A 17818-nucleotide genomic window follows, 5' to 3' on the forward strand; every position below is an offset into this window, starting at 1 on the left:
CATTTAGCTTATATCGATATATTTTATTAATATCCGTTTTTTATAGGAGGAAATAGTTTGATTAACGCGATTGGTCTCGTTTTTATACTTACAAATAAACACGAGAAAAAAAAGAAAGTTTACTTAAATGAAAAATTTGCACTAATAGATATTATTGATTCTAAAGAAGTATTTGATGATGAAGGGAATCCTTTAGTAGAGCTAACATGTAAATACAGTATATATTTAGATGAAAAATATTACTGTAAATCTCTCGATGATTATACCGGACAAGTATTTCCTTTCTTAAGTGCAAAAATAGGAAAAGGTCTTCTAAGAAACTTAAACTACTACTTTTCTTACGTTGATGCCTATGATAAGAAACCACCAGTTAAAGAAATAAGACCACTTATGAAACAAGTAACGAACAGATAGCCAAAAATACAAAAAAAGAAAGCATCTAACTCTGGATGTTTTCTTTTTTATTGAAAACTCATTAACTTTCATCCTCTTCTAAAAGTATGTATCCAAGCATATTTTAAATTAAAAACATTGGAGGATTAGAGTGAATGAAATACTCAGAAACAATTATAAGCAAACGACTTCGAATACTTAAAATGACGGGTATGTTTTTCATGCTAGTGTTAATAGCATGGATTGGCTATACAAAATTACTTTATGAAAACGGCTTTCTTCAAGAAAAAAAGAATTCAGTAGAAGTAATGAACACTAGCATTACAGGAGAAATAGAGCAGCTTTTTCATATAAACTTGCAAGGTTATCGAAAAACAAGCCTTGATGCTGTTATAGAAGCAAGCAAAACCGATCCAAGTGAACTATCCCTAATTGAACTGGTCAACAAATCCTGCTCGCGAGATTGCATAGGCGAACCAGTAACATATGTAAACTCAAACAATGGATATATCTTTTATAAGGAATCTAATGGAACTAATGTAGCTATAACGGTTAAAAAGAAAGACACATGGGTAATTGTAAAGAAATCTGTTCAAGATGGAATATAATCACCCAAAAAAAGAGTACGTATCGTACTCTTTTTTATTATTAATACCCTTCCTCTTCATGAATACAATGGCATTTCGGTTTTGTTTTACAATGACATTTTTCACACTCACATTTCGGTTTCTCTTTGCAACAACATTCGTGAAAATCATTGCGTTTACATCTACATCTCCCAAACATTAAATTATCCCAAAATGTATTACAATTTCGGGAATGCCCACAATGACAAGTATTCCCCATGAATCTGCTTCCTCCTTAATAGAATTCATCATATTCTATGTTTGAAAGTATACAAAGGCTTGTTTATTAGTCTATTTTCTCCATATTATAAGTAGAGTTAAAAGATTACATAAAAATAAAAAACCGTCACATGACGGCTTTTTATTTAGCAAACTACTCTTTTGTATAAAAATATTTAATTCCTTTCGTATCTAACCAAGCAGTTGCTTTGTCCAGTTCGTTCCCTTGACGATAATCTGTTTCGAAATACACAAGCCCTTGATTATCTCCACGAGATATTATTTTAGAAGTATATCCAAGCTTATCCATCATTTGAATCATGTCAGGAATTAAATTTACACCAAATTCATAAGTAACTACTTTGTTATCTTTATTCACTATAATTCCAACCCCTTCTTGTTTTTTTATCGGCTCAACAATTTGATTTGTAAACCAAGCTAACGGCTTATTTCCAATCAGCTTATTTAAATCACATTTGCCGATACCAGCCACATTGCCTGTTTCTGTGTATTGCCAAATATCACATGGATATGCCGGTTTGTTACCACCATAACGAGGAATCCATACAAAATCAGAATTGACATTTGCCATTCCAAATGGAGCATACATATGATGAGCAATATATAAACCAGCCTTCTTAGCTCCTAATCTGCGTAATTCATCAATAAAAGCTTGTGTACCCGCTCTCATATCGTTCATTGTTCTTACTTCTACGTCAGCTACCCAAACTGTTGCATTTTTATCACCACGGTTCCAAAAGTCTCTTGCTTCTATCCGTGCATCCTCTACTGAAACGAAACGACAGAACGCATAATTACCAAACGGAATATTCCTTGCTTTCATTGCTTGTACATAATTTTTATATAAAGGATCTACATAGTTTGAACCATCTTGCACACGTGCAATTACGAAATCTAATTGTGGTGCTGCGATATCCCAGTTAATGTCGCCATTCCATTTCGAAATATCTACAATATAACCCATTATTTAACATCTCCTTTTTCATTATTATATTCAAAGCTTGTTTTTTTGCTATTATCAACTAATAAATAGTATGAGAGGTAGTATATTATTGGGTAATAATTTAAAATTCGGCTTATGTATTGAGAAAACAAAATATTATTACAGGTTTAACAAGTAAAGATTTACAAAGCTCTAAACTATATAAAGTGAAACTATAATTAGTAGGAGGCTACGAGCAGTGAAATTCCCACTTAATTTCTTAGCTTCATCCGAATTTTGAGATAAGAATTTTACTGCCCACAAATTGCTAGATAAACAAAACCACCTTTCTGACAGGTGGTTTTGTTTACTAATTTACATATACATTGTCCATATTTTTATAGTTACATAATTATTAGTTACTTAATATACTTGCTAACTAAATATAAGACAATTTTTAGTTTTTAATCAAACTAATTTTCATTTTATCTCACGTACTCATAGTACCATTTTCGTGCATCTAACCAAGCTGTAAATTTATCGATATTTCCAGACGGATAGCCATTCGTTATAGCATAACCAATGCCATCTTTCTGAACGACAATTTGTCCATCAATACCCGCATCTACCATAGCTTGAGCCAAAGCTTGTAAATTACTAAATGCTACACCACCAGTTTTTACTTTGAGCAAATCCGCTGCACCTCCTCCAGTTTGTCCTGTAAGAGCAAATACAATAGAATTAGCGATTTTATCAACATTCCATTTTGCCATGTCGGATTCATTATCAATAAATCCTAATTCAATAAGAATAGCCGGTGCCTTCGTTCCATTTAATACTGCTAAATCTGTACGTTGTTTCGCACCTCGATTACGCCATCCAATATCTTTTGCTAGTTGAGCTGAGATTTTAGCCGCCAAATCTTTCTGATCATAATACAAAACCTCAACACCCTGTCCATTTCCATCACTTGCGTTAAGATGAAAAGAAATAACTAAATCCACAGCATGGGAATTGCTATTCCGAATGATATTATTTAAATTTTGTGATTGAGTTGTCCCTACCTCGTCCGTATCGTCATAAACCGTGTGTCCTAGGGATCTTAACTTAGTCGCCACAGCATCTTTAACTTGCCTATCTAGAACGTGTTCTTTCCGATTCCCAAAATTAGCACCTTGAACAATACTATTGTGTCCTCCGTGCAAGCTATATCTGGCCATTATTTATCAACATCTCCTTTCTTAATATCATATTCAAAACTTGTCTTATTGCTATTCCTACTTATAACCTCAACTGTACCCATATGTCCTACATTTTCTAAAAGTGACGGCAATTCGTTTTTGATATAAAAAAGTGATGTCACTTCACAAATCAGGTTCTTTATTCTCTAAATTGCATTAACTTGAATGGTGACACAAACAAAAAAGCATCACCTTTTTGGCGATGCTTAAAAACTCTATTTTACGTTTTAGTCCCCTAAATAAAGTTTAAGACCATGGTGACCGAAACTACACCTATACTTCCTTTCCTTCCTTCACTGCCTCTTTCAAACTCTGCAACATATACCCAATTCCTTTACACCCCTCTAGCGGATATGTAATCATTTCTTCTGGATATAACTTTGTCACTACTTTTTTATGCTTCTTCCCAGCTAGTAAGACGATTTCGTCAAACTGTAGTAAACTTTTATCTACCATCTGTTTTTGTAATTGCTCTATACTTATTACCTCATCGCTTTTTGAATCAAATGCAAGATCATAGTTTTCTAATACAATATCATTTGGTCTTAAAAATCCATGTTTCGCTGATAATATAACCCAGTTTTCGAAAAACATAGTTGCGTACGCCTGACATGCTTTTCCGAACGGACTAATATATACATCTTTTGCTTCCATCGGTCCGTAGTCTGAATGTTTATCCCAAATTTTCTTTTTTCCACATGGAATTATACATAGCCTTTTCATACATATTTCTACTCCCTTTACTTTGGTAAATAAAATTCGTTATTTTGTACATTTTTCTCTCGAAATACTATATAATAATTCTGAAAGTTAAAATTACACATTTTACCATATACGTACTATAGATTACTCTCATTGCAAATATTATAATAACATAAAAATTTTTGCATTTTTTCTTCAAAATAACGAAAACAAATTATAATATATTGATGTATAAATAAAACGAAAAAGGAGGTTCATAAAAATGAAAAATATTATCCCTGCACTATTAGTCTATTTTATTGTTTGCGTTATTTCCGTTATCATCCCAGCATCTGAAGACTATAATTATGTTGGCTGGAAGTTATTTGTTGGGCAAGTGTATGCGATACCTATTTTCTTCATTACTGCTATAATTACATTTTATATAAACAAGAAAAAATCTTACGAATAAACGATTATAGGGATAGCTAACGCTATCCTTATTTTAATTCGTTAATCAAATTTAGAATAACCCTTGCAGTACTTTATATCCTTTCTTCTAAAAAATCAAACGCAACATCTGTATTTCAGCGTTTAAACGCAGTTCCACCGAAATCCAGCTCTCTAATTCTGAAACCGACGTAATATTTCGTTCTAAAAGTGACTGTAATTTACTCTCCAAATCATTAAACATACACAATCCTCCCGTTTTTAATTTTCTGTTTTTTAGAGATAAAAAAGGACAAGTAGCCAATCTGACTACTTGTCCTAACTGTTCATCTGTACGCAATACGATTAAGCTTGGAATGCTTCTGTTAATACTGGTACGATTTGTTTTTTACGAGATACAACACCTTTTAAAGTAGCTGTGTTGTTTTCTAGTGATACGTTGTATGCTTTCTCAACAACGTTTGCTGCTTTACCGATCGCAAGACCGACAGAATCATTAGTTAAGATATCAGTTACAACGAATAAGAATAGGTCTAAACCTTTTTCTTCTACTACTGCAGAGATTACTTTTTCAAGTTCCGCTTGGTGTACAAGAACGTCGTTTGTATCAACAGCGTTTACTTGTGCGATTTCAACTTTCGCATTACCCATTTGGAATTCTTTAGCGTCAAGAGAGATTAATTGCTCCATTGTTTTTCCGCTTAAGTCAGCACCAGCTTTTAACATTTCTAAGCCGTAGTTATCTGCATCTACACCAGCGATTTGCGCTAATTCACGAGCAGCTGCTACGTCTTGTTCTGTGCAAGTTGGAGATTTGAATAGTAAAGAATCTGAAATGATTGCAGATAACATTAAACCTGCAACTTCTTTACGAATTGTTACGCCATTTTCTTTGTACATTTTGTTTAAGATTGTAGCTGTACAGCCAACTGGCTCACAACGATAGTATATAGGATCGCTTGTTTCAAAGTTAGCAATACGGTGATGGTCAATAACTTCTAACACACGAACTGATTCGATATCGTTAGCACTTTGTTGACGCTCGTTATGGTCAACTAAAATAACGTTGTCCACTTCGCTTGCTACTGTCTCAACAAAACGCGGTCCTTCTACTTTAAAATAGTCTAACGCAAATTGAGTTTCACCGCTGATTTCGCCTAAACGTACAGGCTCAGCATTCATTCCTAATTCTTTTTTCAATTCTGCATAAGCAATTGCAGAACAAATTGCATCTGTATCTGGGTTTTTATGCCCGAAAACTAGTACTTTTTCCATGTTTTCCACCTCTTCATGAAAAGGATATCTTAAAGAAGCAAATATGACAATATTTAAAGCATATTTTTTTATAAATAATTGCACTTTCTTCTATATTTTTCATCATTTTCATAAAAAAAATCATCTAAAATGAATTAGATGATCGAAATGTATGTTTCAATTAAAATAGTGTAGGAGCTTGCACTACATTGTTAAAAGCGAAATTTGAGGATAAGCCATTATTCAAAAGGTTTACATCTATAACTTGATAAAACGCATTTCCAGTGTCTGCAATTTCCCAAACAGCTAAAATAAGATGGTATCCACTACGGTCAGTTGGTACATTTGCTTCGTGCGTTACTGTTGTCCCTGGTCTAGCTCCACCGTCATTTTTCACATAGAATGGCACTAAATCTAAATCTGATCGCGTTAAAGGTTTATTTGGATTCCAACCTTTTTTCGTAATATAATATTTCCACTCTTTTGTACTATGAGGAGCCGTTAGTTTCCACTTGAATGTATTCGTCCCGCCATTTAACGTAACTTTCTTCCACCTATCTACAGTTTGAACATCTAAAGCGGGAAAATGACCAGCCCCTGCAATTTGTCCATCAGAAGGTCCTAGTTGCGGAAATCCACCTATCCCTTCTACGCTTTGTGGTTCATATTGAATCGGTCCACAATTTACATTTACCCCTTGCTTACATAAATAAGATCGGCTCGCTGGTGATTCTACATATCCATGAGCTGAAGCCTTTTCTGAAAATCCAAATGTTAATAATCCCGTAAGTAATACTCCACCACTTAAAATAACTTTCTTCATCTTTTGTAAACTATTCTTTTTCATACTTTCATCCCCTTCCGATAATAAAGCGAAAATAACTATAGTTGGCTAGTCATCTTCTCTACATTTATTATAAGACGAGAATCATTACTAAAAGAACCCTCTAAAAAATTTCTCAAATTCATTTAGTGCGTTAATTAGATTATAATTAACTATTTTAACACCGCCAGAAAAATATAGACGGTGTTAAAAATAGTCGTTTATTATTCACTTACTAATAATTAAGCACTCTCCCCGTTTGATTATACCTTAAATGTTTTTATAATAAATAACCGTAGCATCTAACTTACCATTCGGAGAAATTGCATACCCTGGTATTGTTCCAACTTCTTGGTAGTCTAGTGATTTGTACAGTTTATTGGAAGGATCTCCTTCTCTAGTATCTAATACTAAAAGAGACCTGTTTTCTTGCTTTGCTCGTTCCTCTGCTTTTTGCATAAGCGATCGTCCAATACCGTTACGTCTAAAGTTTGGATGAGTCATTAATTTGCAAATCTCGGCTCTATGAATTCCGTTAGGCTTAGTAACTAATTGTAATTGAATACTCCCTGCTACTTCGTTGTTTATTCTAGCCACATACAATATCACTTCTGGCGCTAATACTGTTTGCCAATACTTTGTTGCGTCTTTTTGTTCCAGTGGAGGCAAAAAACCAATTGATGCCCCATCATTTACAACCATTTTCAAAAGTTTCGAAAGTTCTTCCATATCATTTTCTAGTTGCTTTATTTCTTCAATTACTAAATTTCGCATTACTTTTCCCCCTTTTGTTTCATTGTAACAATTTTTAAAGAAGGAATAATGAAATAATAAGATGAATTTATAGAAAGATATGATTTTTTGTGAAAGGATAACGATATGAAATATATATTAGATAGAACGTACGCAAAAGAATTACTCGAATGGGCATATGAACAAAACCCAGGCCCTTGGTTTGAACATTCACTACATGTTGCTCATGCAACTGAAAACATAATTATAGAACTTATTAAAAATGGGTATAACCTAGATGCTGACATAGCATATAACGCTGCCCTTTTGCATGATATCGGAAGATACAAAGGTTTTACCAAATCAGTCATTCATTCCTATGATGGTTATATGTATATGAATGATTTAGGGTATACAGGAAACGCTGTTATTTGTGTGACACACTCATTCCCATGCAAAAATGAACATATAGATATCGCAGCGGAATGGAGTCTCGTTCCTGACCATATGAGAAGCCGGTTAGTTGCAATATTAAATGAACATTGTAACTACGACTTATACAATAAAGTAATTACTCTTTGTGACGCTCTTGCTGATGCGGGTGGCTTTACTACGCTGGAAAGAAGATTAATTTCTGTTGGTTTGCGTCATGGTACAACATCTCATACATCTTTACATTGGAAAGGGTTTTATGCGATTAAGAAAGAATTAGAAGCTTTAATCGGTAAGAGTATATACACAGTTCTTCCTGATGTAGAAAAATCTATTTATGAAGATATAGAATATTAAATTGAATACAAATTTAATTTCAAATAAAAAACGTTTTAAACATAAAGTTTAAAACGTTTTTTATTCAATGCTTTTGATTTTTCAGTTCTGTTAAACACTCTTGCACTAAAGTTACCGCTTGACTCATCGCAGCTCCGCCAGCAAATGCTGCTGAAACACCACATGCTTCCAGAATCTCTTTATCTGAACATCCTTGATCAAGACAACCTTTTGTATGATAAATTGTACAATACTCATCTTGCGTTGCTAAACTAATTCCTAATGCAATAAGTTGCTTTTCTCTTTTTGTTAAAGCACCCTCTTGAAAACAAGCTTGCGTGAACGCATTATATGTCTCAGCGATTTCAGGAATTTGATTTGTAAAACTACCTATACCTTCTTTATAATGATGTAGAATATCATTTATCGAACTATGTTGCTCATGTTCCATCTTATTCCCTCCAGTCATATTATCCATACCTATTGTAGTATGTGATGAAATGGAGGCAATATACCTTCTTTTAAATTAAGAATTTTCAGTTAATTTACGTTATAATTTTAAATTATCATCTACAATAACTTTTTCTCTAGAACTTTTTCTTTCAACCTCTTTACTTCTTTCTTCCCAAAATGTTAATCCTTCAATCCCCACATTTTTAGGATTAAATACTGGATCTTTCCCTTCTTTTTTCTGCCTTTCATAGTCTTTTAACACTTTTAATGCGGTTTTACTTAAAAGTAAGATTGCGATTAAGTTTAACCATGCCATACTACCAATTCCTAAATCTCCAAGATTCCATAAAAGCGACGCTGATTCAACACTACCAATGTAAACCATAATTAAAAATCCAAATTTTAAAACTGGTTTTAACCAGCCATACTTCAATTGACGATCTAAATAAGTAAGTGTCGTTTCAGCGATATAGTAATAAGCGAGTAACGTTGTAAATGCAAAAAAGAAAATTGCAATTGAAATAAATATTGGACCAAACCCTGTCATCACAGTTTCAACTGCTTGTTGCGTATAAATTGGACCTGCTTCCACATTTCCTATGTTTTTTACAATAGCGCTTTTCCCTTCAGGTATAACATTATACATACCTGTAATTAATATCATAAGAGCTGTCGCTGTACATACGACAATTGTATCGATATATACGGAAAATGCTTGAACTAACCCTTGTTTTGCAGGATGCGATACTTCAGCAGCAGCCGAACTATACGTCGCTTCTCCGACACCAGCAACGTTTGAAAATACAGCGCGTTTTACACCCCATGCAATAGCTGCACCAACAATTCCACCAAACATTTCATTTACACCAAATGCGCTAGAGAGAATTAAAGCAAACATACTTGGAATCTCCGTTACATTCGCAATTAATATGATACATGTAACAATTACATAACCAATTGCCATAAATGGCACAAGCATTTGAGAAACGCCAGCAATTCTCTTTACACCACCAAAAATAATTGCCGCTAGTAACACGACTAAAAATATACCAGTTATATATTTGTTAATACCATTAGAGTTTTCGAATCCAACTGCGATACTACTAGATTGAATACCTGGTAACAACATGCCATATGAAAGTGTTACAACTACCGCTACAATGACTGCAAACCATTTCATTTTTAAACCTTTCTCAATGAAATATGGAGTACCGCCGCGATATTCATTCCCTACTTTACTTTTGTATACTTGAGATAATGTTGATTCAACAAACGCACTCGCTGCCCCTAACAAAGCCATTACCCACATCCAAAATACAGCTCCAGGCCCGCCGAAAGCGATCGCTGTCGCTACCCCTGCAATATTACCAATTCCCACTCTTCCTGATAAGGCTAAACAAAATGCCTGAAAAGATGATATTCCCGTCTCGGAACTCTTTCCTTCAAATAATAGTTTAATCATCTCTTTAAAATAACGAATTTGCAAAAAACGTGTTGCAATCGTGAAATATACGCCTGCCCCTAATGCAAAAACAACTAAACCGATACTCCACACTTGCCCTACTAACCATTCTACTAAATTCTCCATCCAAATCCCCCTTATCATTCTTTGGAAAAGCAATTTTGTATATAAGAAAACGGACAACTATTATCAAACTTTCTAGTTGTCCGCATCTTTCATTATTTCATCCCTCAATTTTTGTCAGTAAAACACCCTATTACTTTATATTTACCCAAACACTTTTCACTTCTGTATAATTATCAAGCGCATATGAACCTAATTCGCGGCCAATACCAGATTGTTTGTATCCACCAAATGGTGCAGCTGCATTTTCTAAGTTATAATCATTGATCCACACTGTTCCTGCTTTTAATTTATTTGCCACTTGATGACCCGTTTTGATATTTTGCGTCCATACACCCGCAGCAAGGCCATAGGATGAGTTGTTCGCTCTTTCAATTACTTCTTCTGTCGAATCAAATGGCAGAACAACAACAACTGGTCCAAATATTTCTTCCTTAACGATTGTCATATCGTCTGTAACATCTGTGAATACAGTTGGCTTAACGAAATAACCCTTTTCAAGTGCACGTTCACCACCAGCCGCAACTGTAGCGCCTTCTTTCTTCCCTTGCTCAATGTAATGTAACACACGCTCTTGTTGTTTCTTAGATACGAGTGGACCCATTTCCGTTCCTTTCTCCATACCTGCTCCAAGTTTTACGTTGTTCGCCATTTTCACAAGTGCATCTACTACAGTTTCATAATGTTTACGATGAACAAATACACGTGATCCTGCGCTACAATTTTGACCGTGATTATACATAATACCTTGGAATGCACCATTAATTGCTTCTTCCAAGTCCGCATCTTCTAAAATGATATTTGGTGATTTGCCGCCAAGCTCTAACGTTACATGCTTAATCATTTCTGCAGACTGACGCATAATATACTTTCCTGTAACAGTAGATCCTGTAAAAGCAACTTTATCAATGTCATGATGATTTACAATTGCTGCTCCTGCTTCAGGACCAAAGCCTGGTACAAAGTTTACAACACCGTTTGGAAATCCAGCCTCTTTAAAAAGTTTTGCTGTATATAGTAAAGATAAAGGCGTTTGCTCTGCTGGCTTTAATACGATCGTACAACCTGTCGCCAGTGCAGCTCCCATTTTCCAAGAAGACATAACGAGCGGAAAATTCCACGGAATAATCTGACCTACAACACCTACAGGTTCATGTCTCGTGTAATTTAAGTAATCTTTTGAAATTGGGATTGTTTGCCCAATAATTTTTGTAGCCCATCCTGCGTAATAACGATAATTTTCTACAGTTGCTGAAATATCATCATCAAGTGCTACTTGATATGGCTTTCCATTATCTAAAGCTTCTAGTTGCGCTAATTCTTCTCTATGTTCTTCAATTAAATCTGCTAATTTATAAATAAGATGCGCTCTTTCAGCAGTAGTCATTTCTGCCCACGGACCGGATTCAAATGCAGATCTTGCCGCTTTTACTGCAGCATCAATATCCTCTTCTTGCGCTTCACATACGACAGCTAGAACATCTTCTGTAGCTGGATTATACGTTTCAAACGTCTTTCCCCCAATAGCAGCAACAAATTCGCCATTAATAAACATTTTAATTTCTTCATTTAAAAACGCTTCCACTTTTGGTTTCAGCTCAATATTTGTCTTTAACATTATGTTCTCCTCCTTATTTAAACAGCTACATGAGCTGCAATATTTGATAAAATCGTTTGAAGCTTTTGATCTTCGTCAACAGTTAATCCTAGTCTTGGATAGCGAGAAGGTCCTCCCGCTTGCCCATGTAATTCCATGGAACGTTTAACGATTTGAACATATTTCCCTGATCCTTCAAGAAACTCGCAAAGTGGTAAAATAGCATCGTTTATTTCCCACGCCTTTTCTAATTCATCATTTTGAAAATGCTCATACATTTTTGTAACGAGACCGGGAACGATATTTCCTGCTACTGAAACCCATCCCGAAGCACCAACTAAATATGATTCCATAACTAAATCTTCAGAACCACAGAAGACTTGGAAAGCCCCTTCACTTTGTCTTACTAAATCTCTCGCTTTTCGAATATCTCCGCTAGATTCTTTAATATGTGTAACATTTTCACACTCTTTTCCAATACGGAGCATTAGCTTTGTACTCATATCAACACCAGAAGTAAATGGGTTATTGTATAGCATAATTGGTATATTTACAGAATTTGAGATTTCTTTAAAATGAAAATAAATCTCCTCTTCCTTCGGTTTACAATAGTAAGAGTTTATAATTAATGCACAATCCGCTCCGTGCGCTTCTGCATGTTTCGTATATTCAATTGTTTCTTTCGTCGTCTCTGCTGCAGTTCCAACAATGACTGGAATACGGCCATCAATTTCTTTCAACACGGTCTCTACCATTTTAAATCGTTCTTCTTTTGATAAACTTACAAACTCTCCTGTACTTCCATTAATGATGACACCTGCAACCTTTTGTTCGATAAAGTAATTTACATTTTGTTTTACCCCATCCCAATTAATTTCCTGAAATTCATCCATCGGTGTTATTAATACTGGAAATGCCCCTTTAATTTTTTGCATATTTATCTCTCCTTATCACATTTTATTTTAATAAGAAACCTGCCGGAAATGGATCCGTAGGGTCTAATAGAAACGTCTGCATTCCTGTAATAAATCCTCTACTTTCAAAACGGAAAATGTATCCTAGTTCCTCCTTCTTCACTTTTTCCACAGTTATAAAACTATTAAATATACTTTCATTTTTAAAAGGTTTATCCGCCATATAATCATTTTTAAATAACGCATGAACATAGGAAACGATAGTAGAAACAAAACCTGGCGAACGTACGATAAAGTTATCTTCATGAAATGTAATCGACTTTATATGGTTCTTTTCTTTTTGCGAAGGATCTACTAAAATAAGCCTTTTTATTAGCGACTGTTTTTGTATAGCCTGCAGTGTAGCTTCTCCCCATCTTTTCAATTCTGAAATGTTTTCAACACGAATTTCTGGCGAATACGCACCTTTTTCTACAACTGCATATACTTTATCTGCTTGTATGAGAGAATAACTTACATTACCAACCTGTAAATTTTCCTCAATCAAATAGCATAGTTTGCTTTCAAACGAAACCGATATAACTTCATCATTCTCTACATACGCATGAACTAAAAATATTCCAGATAACGTTTCAATTTTGTATTGATTGGACTCTCTCTTTTTTAAATACCCACTTTCGAGTAACATCGTTATTACTGCAACAATGCCTCCATAATGAAGCGGAATCGAACCTTCATGATTAAAAAATAATACAGCTGCATCCACTTCATTATGGATAGATGGAACGACAATACACCCATTCAAACCGATAAAACCACGTGGTTCATTTAATAAAAGCTTCATCTCTTCTGCTAATTCACCTGAAAATTGTTCATTTAATTGCTCCAAACTGTAGTAGTATTTGCATGGTACGTCTTTCATTACACGAAATGCCTCGCCATTTACATGTACGTCTACTGCTGTATACATTTTTTGAATGTTCATTTTATATCCTCCGTTTCATGTTCCATCGGCGGAATTAGCAAAAATCCTTCTTTAAGTGGATCCATTTCATTGTAAAAAAATCTATGCATACCCATAAGCCAAGCTGATCCCGTAATTTTCGTTATGACAGCTTCAATATTTTCAACATGTGTCGTATTCATGACATATCCTTTAAATAAAGAACCAACGATACTCTCATGAATGAACTCTTCACCAATTTCGATTTCTTTCTGAGCGTATAATACAGCTAGCTTCGCAGATGTTCCTGTACCGCATGGAGATCGATCTATTCCGCCTGGTGGTACAACAACTGTATTTTTCACATGCGCACATGCATGAGTAGGATCTGTATAAAATTCAACATGTGTTAATCCTCTTATAAACGAATACTCTGGATGAGTGATTTCAAACTTCTCATTAATTGTGTTTCTTATATGAATCGCCTTATCGATGATTGTAGATGCATTTTCTGGTACTAATTCTAGATCTACTGATTTCGCATCAATAATGGCATAAAAATTCCCTCCATACGCAATATCAGCTTCTATAGTTCCAATGTCTTTCACTTGTACAGTAATATTTTTTAATAAAAAAGCTGGTATGTTACAGAAAGATACTTCTTTTGCTTTTCCATCTTGAACAGCAATATCTACTTCAACTAAGCCAGCCGGTGTATCTAGTTTTAAAGAAGTAATTGGTTCAACTACCGGAATTAAACCTGATTCAACTAACGCTGTACATACACCGATTGTATCGTGACCACACATCGGTAAATATCCACCTGTCTCTATGTATATAACACCTATATCAGCCTCAGGATGACACGGGTCTGTTAATAATGCCCCTGACATTACATCATGACCACGCGGTTCATTCATTAACAATTTTCGAATCCAATCATACTCCTTTTTCATATGTAACATCTTCTCTGCCATCGTCTCTCCAATCAACTTTGGAAGTCCACTAATTAATGTCCTCGTTGGATTCCCACCCGTATGTGTATCAATTGTCGTAAAGACTCTTTGTGACTTCATCCGTTTAACACCCTTTCTGTAAAACGACTCAAACGAAGTGGTTCAATAGGAATAATTGTCTCTTTTTCATTTAATAACTCTTCAATTACTTTCCCAGTAACTGCTGCAAGACTAATCCCATCCCCTTCATGCCCAGCGGCAATGAAATAATTTGGAATATGTTCCACTCGTGAAATAATCGGTAAATGATCTTCTGTCCACGGACGTAAACCAGCGTAAGAACGAATTACCATCATATCTGCCATTTTCGGATAAAAGCGAATCGCTCTATTTGCAATACATTTAATGACTTCATTGTTTATTCTCGTATGAAACCCTACAAATTCACGGCTACTTCCAATTAAGAAATTTTGACTTTCAGTAGGCTCAAATACGAGCGCAACCCCGTATTTTTCAGTTAAAGCATCTACTTTTCGTTTTCCGCCAAATTTAGAAATTAAATAACCGAATTCCATTACTTTACGGCACCCTACGTGTTGTTGTCTTGATGCTACAATAATATGCCCTTTTCTCGGTTCAATTGGTATATTTACATTTAACATCTGACCAATCTTAGGAGCCCACACACCCGCTGCATTTACAACTTGTTGTGCTGTAAAAGTTCCATTCGTAGTTTCTACAACAAATGAACCATTCGTATCTATGTTTATACTCTTTACTTCGGTCTGTTTAAAAGCTTTTGCGCCAAACTTTTGTGCCTCTGACAGAAGCGAGAATGCAAGGAGATATGGATTCACAGTTGAATCCGTCGCACATTCTAAACCGCCTAATAAATCATCAGCAAAAAAAGGCGACTCTTCTCTTATATCTTGCCTATCAAGCATTCGAAACGGTAATCCAGCTTCTTTTTGCCGATTTACCCATTGCTGCGCAGCTTCCATCTCTTCGTCTGACTCACATACGAGAATACTTCCTGGTGCCCTATATTCAAATGAATGCTCTAATTCTTCACTTAAATCAGTTACTAATTTTTGACTTACTAAAGACATTTGACTATCAAACCCTGGGTCTTTATCAATGGCCAAAATATTCCCATCACACCGTGAAGACGTCCCGCTGACAAATTCTCCTTTTTCAATGATTGTTACGTCTCTTCCGTATTTTGAAGTGTAATAAGCGATAGAACACCCTATTATTCCACCACCTATAATTAAAACGTCGCAGTGCCTCACACTATACTCCTCCTTTCCCTAAACCTCTCACTTTCTTTTATGCAATTGACGTGCCAATTCTGTACATATACAATTTTTATAAAAAATATTTTTATTTGTAAAAATATTTTAAATTTATAGTAAATAGGTGTATTATTTTTTTATCACTGTCAAAATTTTTATACATAACAGGAGGACATTATGGCATTTTCATTTCCGACTATACAAGAATTTTTGGAAAGCGCTTTAATCAATCATACATGTAGCCTTGATCGCATTAAGAAAATAAACGAAAGGTTTTATTATCTCCCTTCTACTACAGAAGAATATAATTGCGCAATTATTTATGTAGATGACTCATTCACTGCATTAATTGACGCTTTTTCTTATGAATTAGCTGTTATCATCCTTAACGAAAACGATGAGCCGCTATGCTGTATAACTTCTCAGCAAATGATTCCATTTCTTTATAAGTCCTACAATGAACTACAGTCATTTTATGACACTGTAATACAAACAACTGACTCTTCTGTTACAGTCATTGATAGTAAAGAATACGTTCGAACTTGGACAGATGGCGCTGAAAAAATATTTTCAGTCAACCATAATGAGATTATTGGGCAACCGATTACTCGTTTTTTTGATTATAAAGACTTGGAAATTTTACAATCTTTACATGATGGAAAAAGCATAGTCGCTCAGTTCCATCAGCCTCGTCCCGATTTATTCGTATTAATTAATTCAAATCCAGTTTATTGTAATGATGAAATTATAGGAGCAGTCGTTTCAGAAACAGATGTTACAAATCAAGTCGCTTTAAATGAAAAACTATTTAATATGTCACATGAAATGCACCGTTTAGAACAAGAAGTGGCAAAGTATAAAGATGAATCCGATCCATTCCTTGCGATGAATGGGAAAAGTCCTGTTATACAAAGAACGATACAATTAGCTAGAAAAGTTTGTTCGGTAAAATCAACTGTTTTAATACTTGGGGAAAGCGGAGTTGGAAAAGAAGTATTTGCGAAAGCAATTCATGAAGCAAGTGAGGCAGCGAAGGCGCCTTTCATTTCGATTAACTGCGGGGCAATTCCAGAAGCGTTATTTGAAAGTGAATTATTCGGTTACGAGCGTGGGGCGTTTTCTGGAGCAAATAGTAAAGGAAAAAAAGGGAAAATTGAACTCGCGCAAGGCGGTACTTTATTTCTTGATGAAATAGGTGAAATGCCACTTGATATGCAAGTAAAACTGTTACGTGTACTGCAAGAGCGAAAGTATTACCGAGTTGGTGGTGAAAAAGAAATTAATATTGATTTCCGCATTATCGCTGCTACAAATCGTGATTTACAAGAAGAAATGAGAAAAGGAACTTTCCGAGAAGATTTATATTACCGCTTAAATGTAGTTAGCTTGCATATTCCACCGCTGCGCGAAAGACGCGAGGATATTATTGAATTAACTTATTCTTTCTTAAATGATTTTTCAATCAACTATAACCGACCAATTCGTGACCTACCTTCAAGCATTATGCATGAACTGCTTCATTACAATTGGCCAGGTAATATTCGCGAACTTCGAAACGTTGTTGAACGGCTTGTGGTATTCGCAACAGACGGAATTATAAAACAAGAATATCTACCATTTCATACGACTGAAACTTTAGACAACCATACATCTCATTCCCTATTACTCAGCAACAATAATACAATCCTTTCTTTACAAGAAGAGATGGATGAGCATGAGAAAAAAGTTATTGAAAGGGCTTTACGAATTTTAAATGGGAATAAATTAGAATGCGCAAAACAACTTGGCGTAACAAGGGCTACTTTATATAACCGTTTAAAGAAACTTGGACTTCAATAAAGAATCATTATGCACCAATCAGGCGTTTACAGGTAGCCATCTCCTCTCTATATTGGCATGATTTTTGCATATATAATTTGTGAAAATCGAACTAGAGGAGGAATAC

Annotated in this window: 20 protein-coding genes; 5 read left to right on the forward strand and 15 right to left on the reverse strand. The window is 34.9% G+C overall.

The genetic code is table 11. The features are described from left to right. Positions 1-57 precede the first annotated feature (57 nt). A complete protein-coding gene (locus ACTFO4_RS15430) occupies positions 58-414 on the forward strand; it encodes a hypothetical protein (RefSeq protein ID WP_000606231.1) in 357 nt (118 codons plus the stop codon). A 134-nt stretch (positions 415-548) separates the two neighbouring features. Further along, positions 549-1001 carry a hypothetical protein gene (locus ACTFO4_RS15435; RefSeq protein ID WP_000877572.1) on the forward strand — a complete coding sequence of 151 codons (453 nt, stop codon included), beginning with the start codon at positions 549-551 and terminating at the stop codon, positions 999-1001. Here the strand turns inward: ACTFO4_RS15435 and ACTFO4_RS15440 are convergent, their stop codons facing one another. The 4 genes from ACTFO4_RS15440 to ACTFO4_RS15455 form a co-directional block, all read right to left on the reverse strand. Continuing rightward, entirely contained in the window at positions 1002-1175 is a 174-nt protein-coding gene (locus ACTFO4_RS15440; RefSeq protein ID WP_000503004.1) for a hypothetical protein, read from the reverse strand. It abuts the gene before it with no gap. A gap of 217 nt (positions 1176-1392) precedes the next feature. Then, positions 1393-2223 (reverse strand): GH25 family lysozyme, encoded by an 831-nt coding sequence (locus ACTFO4_RS15445; RefSeq protein ID WP_017673264.1) that lies wholly within the window; start codon positions 2221-2223, stop codon positions 1393-1395. Between the two features lie 443 nt (positions 2224-2666). Continuing rightward, positions 2667-3401, reverse strand: coding sequence for an N-acetylmuramoyl-L-alanine amidase (locus ACTFO4_RS15450; protein WP_000135298.1), 735 nt, complete (start codon positions 3399-3401; stop codon positions 2667-2669). A gap of 294 nt (positions 3402-3695) precedes the next feature. Beyond that, complete coding sequence (locus tag ACTFO4_RS15455; protein WP_000824871.1) at positions 3696-4145, reverse strand: DUF6884 domain-containing protein; 450 nt, start codon at positions 4143-4145, stop codon at positions 3696-3698. A gap of 241 nt (positions 4146-4386) precedes the next feature. Here ACTFO4_RS15455 and ACTFO4_RS15460 point away from each other — a divergent pair, with 241 nt between their 5' ends. Next, entirely contained in the window at positions 4387-4575 is a 189-nt protein-coding gene (locus ACTFO4_RS15460) for a DUF4017 family protein (RefSeq protein WP_000789484.1), read from the forward strand. 87 nt (positions 4576-4662) lie between these two features. On the opposite strand, the gene ACTFO4_RS15465 is transcribed toward ACTFO4_RS15460, so the two are convergent. From ACTFO4_RS15465 to ACTFO4_RS15480, 4 genes are all read right to left on the reverse strand, one after another. Beyond that, positions 4663-4797 carry a hypothetical protein gene (locus ACTFO4_RS15465; protein WP_000481358.1) on the reverse strand — a complete coding sequence of 45 codons (135 nt, stop codon included), beginning with the start codon at positions 4795-4797 and terminating at the stop codon, positions 4663-4665. Positions 4798-4898: 101 nt separating this feature from the next. Next, entirely contained in the window at positions 4899-5828 is a 930-nt protein-coding gene (ppaC, locus tag ACTFO4_RS15470; protein ID WP_000416873.1) for a manganese-dependent inorganic pyrophosphatase, read from the reverse strand. A 160-nt stretch (positions 5829-5988) separates the two neighbouring features. Then, positions 5989-6654, reverse strand: a complete 666-nt coding sequence (locus ACTFO4_RS15475; RefSeq protein WP_000742279.1) for a lytic polysaccharide monooxygenase — start codon at positions 6652-6654, stop codon at positions 5989-5991. 246 nt (positions 6655-6900) lie between these two features. Further along, positions 6901-7404 carry an N-acetyltransferase family protein gene (locus ACTFO4_RS15480; RefSeq protein ID WP_440013881.1) on the reverse strand — a complete coding sequence of 168 codons (504 nt, stop codon included), beginning with the start codon at positions 7402-7404 and terminating at the stop codon, positions 6901-6903. Positions 7405-7509: 105 nt separating this feature from the next. On the opposite strand from ACTFO4_RS15480, the gene ACTFO4_RS15485 reads away from it, so the two are divergent. Further along, complete coding sequence (locus ACTFO4_RS15485; RefSeq protein ID WP_017673263.1) at positions 7510-8151, forward strand: HD domain-containing protein; 642 nt, start codon at positions 7510-7512, stop codon at positions 8149-8151. A 64-nt stretch (positions 8152-8215) separates the two neighbouring features. Here the strand turns inward: ACTFO4_RS15485 and ACTFO4_RS15490 are convergent, their stop codons facing one another. The 7 genes from ACTFO4_RS15490 to ACTFO4_RS15520 form a co-directional block, all read right to left on the reverse strand. Continuing rightward, the gene (locus ACTFO4_RS15490; RefSeq protein ID WP_001999958.1) at positions 8216-8608 is read right to left on the reverse strand and encodes a carboxymuconolactone decarboxylase family protein; all 393 of its coding nucleotides are present in this window, start codon (positions 8606-8608) and stop codon (positions 8216-8218) included. Between the two features lie 72 nt (positions 8609-8680). Then, positions 8681-10171, reverse strand: coding sequence for an alanine/glycine:cation symporter family protein (locus ACTFO4_RS15495; protein WP_078421236.1), 1491 nt, complete (start codon positions 10169-10171; stop codon positions 8681-8683). Positions 10172-10301: 130 nt separating this feature from the next. Further along, complete coding sequence (locus ACTFO4_RS15500) at positions 10302-11786, reverse strand: aldehyde dehydrogenase family protein (RefSeq protein ID WP_000920973.1); 1485 nt, start codon at positions 11784-11786, stop codon at positions 10302-10304. 17 nt (positions 11787-11803) lie between these two features. Next, entirely contained in the window at positions 11804-12700 is an 897-nt protein-coding gene (gene dapA, locus ACTFO4_RS15505; protein ID WP_001169455.1) for a 4-hydroxy-tetrahydrodipicolinate synthase, read from the reverse strand. Between the two features lie 22 nt (positions 12701-12722). Continuing rightward, on the reverse strand, positions 12723-13664 hold the full coding sequence (locus ACTFO4_RS15510; RefSeq protein WP_001025560.1) for a proline racemase family protein: 942 nt from the start codon (positions 13662-13664) through the stop codon (positions 12723-12725). Further along, positions 13661-14698 (reverse strand): proline racemase family protein, encoded by a 1038-nt coding sequence (locus ACTFO4_RS15515; protein WP_017673261.1) that lies wholly within the window; start codon positions 14696-14698, stop codon positions 13661-13663. Before ACTFO4_RS15515 ends, ACTFO4_RS15510 begins: the two co-directional genes overlap by 4 nt. Then, entirely contained in the window at positions 14695-15870 is a 1176-nt protein-coding gene (locus ACTFO4_RS15520; protein ID WP_001215258.1) for an NAD(P)/FAD-dependent oxidoreductase, read from the reverse strand. Before ACTFO4_RS15520 ends, ACTFO4_RS15515 begins: the two co-directional genes overlap by 4 nt. Positions 15871-16050: 180 nt before the next feature. On the opposite strand from ACTFO4_RS15520, the gene ACTFO4_RS15525 reads away from it, so the two are divergent. After that, positions 16051-17712, forward strand: a complete 1662-nt coding sequence (locus ACTFO4_RS15525) for a sigma-54 interaction domain-containing protein (RefSeq protein ID WP_017673260.1) — start codon at positions 16051-16053, stop codon at positions 17710-17712. Positions 17713-17818: the final 106 nt, after the last annotated feature.

Source organism: Bacillus cereus group sp. MYBKT14-1, from assembly GCF_051915185.1.
Classification (GTDB): Bacteria; Bacillota; Bacilli; order Bacillales; family Bacillaceae_G; genus Bacillus_A; species Bacillus_A cereus.

Excerpts from the sequence above, each read along its gene's own strand:
- ACTFO4_RS15435 (WP_000877572.1), top strand. The coding sequence starts at position 549 with ATGAAATACTCAGAAACAATTATAAGCAAACGACTTCGAATACTTAAA.
- ACTFO4_RS15445 (WP_017673264.1), bottom strand. The coding sequence starts at position 2,223 with ATGGGTTATATTGTAGATATTTCGAAATGGAATGGCGACATTAACTGG.
- ACTFO4_RS15450 (WP_000135298.1), bottom strand. The coding sequence starts at position 3,401 with ATGGCCAGATATAGCTTGCACGGAGGACACAATAGTATTGTTCAAGGT.
- ACTFO4_RS15455 (WP_000824871.1), bottom strand. The coding sequence starts at position 4,145 with ATGAAAAGGCTATGTATAATTCCATGTGGAAAAAAGAAAATTTGGGAT.
- ACTFO4_RS15460 (WP_000789484.1), top strand. The coding sequence starts at position 4,387 with ATGAAAAATATTATCCCTGCACTATTAGTCTATTTTATTGTTTGCGTT.
- ACTFO4_RS15465 (WP_000481358.1), bottom strand. The coding sequence starts at position 4,797 with ATGTTTAATGATTTGGAGAGTAAATTACAGTCACTTTTAGAACGAAAT.
- ppaC (WP_000416873.1), bottom strand. The coding sequence starts at position 5,828 with ATGGAAAAAGTACTAGTTTTCGGGCATAAAAACCCAGATACAGATGCA.
- ACTFO4_RS15475 (WP_000742279.1), bottom strand. The coding sequence starts at position 6,654 with ATGAAAAAGAATAGTTTACAAAAGATGAAGAAAGTTATTTTAAGTGGT.
- ACTFO4_RS15480 (WP_440013881.1), bottom strand. The coding sequence starts at position 7,404 with ATGCGAAATTTAGTAATTGAAGAAATAAAGCAACTAGAAAATGATATG.
- ACTFO4_RS15485 (WP_017673263.1), top strand. The coding sequence starts at position 7,510 with ATGAAATATATATTAGATAGAACGTACGCAAAAGAATTACTCGAATGG.
- ACTFO4_RS15490 (WP_001999958.1), bottom strand. The coding sequence starts at position 8,608 with ATGGATAATATGACTGGAGGGAATAAGATGGAACATGAGCAACATAGT.
- ACTFO4_RS15495 (WP_078421236.1), bottom strand. The coding sequence starts at position 10,171 with ATGGAGAATTTAGTAGAATGGTTAGTAGGGCAAGTGTGGAGTATCGGT.
- ACTFO4_RS15500 (WP_000920973.1), bottom strand. The coding sequence starts at position 11,786 with ATGTTAAAGACAAATATTGAGCTGAAACCAAAAGTGGAAGCGTTTTTA.
- dapA (WP_001169455.1), bottom strand. The coding sequence starts at position 12,700 with ATGCAAAAAATTAAAGGGGCATTTCCAGTATTAATAACACCGATGGAT.
- ACTFO4_RS15510 (WP_001025560.1), bottom strand. The coding sequence starts at position 13,664 with ATGAACATTCAAAAAATGTATACAGCAGTAGACGTACATGTAAATGGC.
- ACTFO4_RS15515 (WP_017673261.1), bottom strand. The coding sequence starts at position 14,698 with ATGAAGTCACAAAGAGTCTTTACGACAATTGATACACATACGGGTGGG.
- ACTFO4_RS15525 (WP_017673260.1), top strand. The coding sequence starts at position 16,051 with ATGGCATTTTCATTTCCGACTATACAAGAATTTTTGGAAAGCGCTTTA.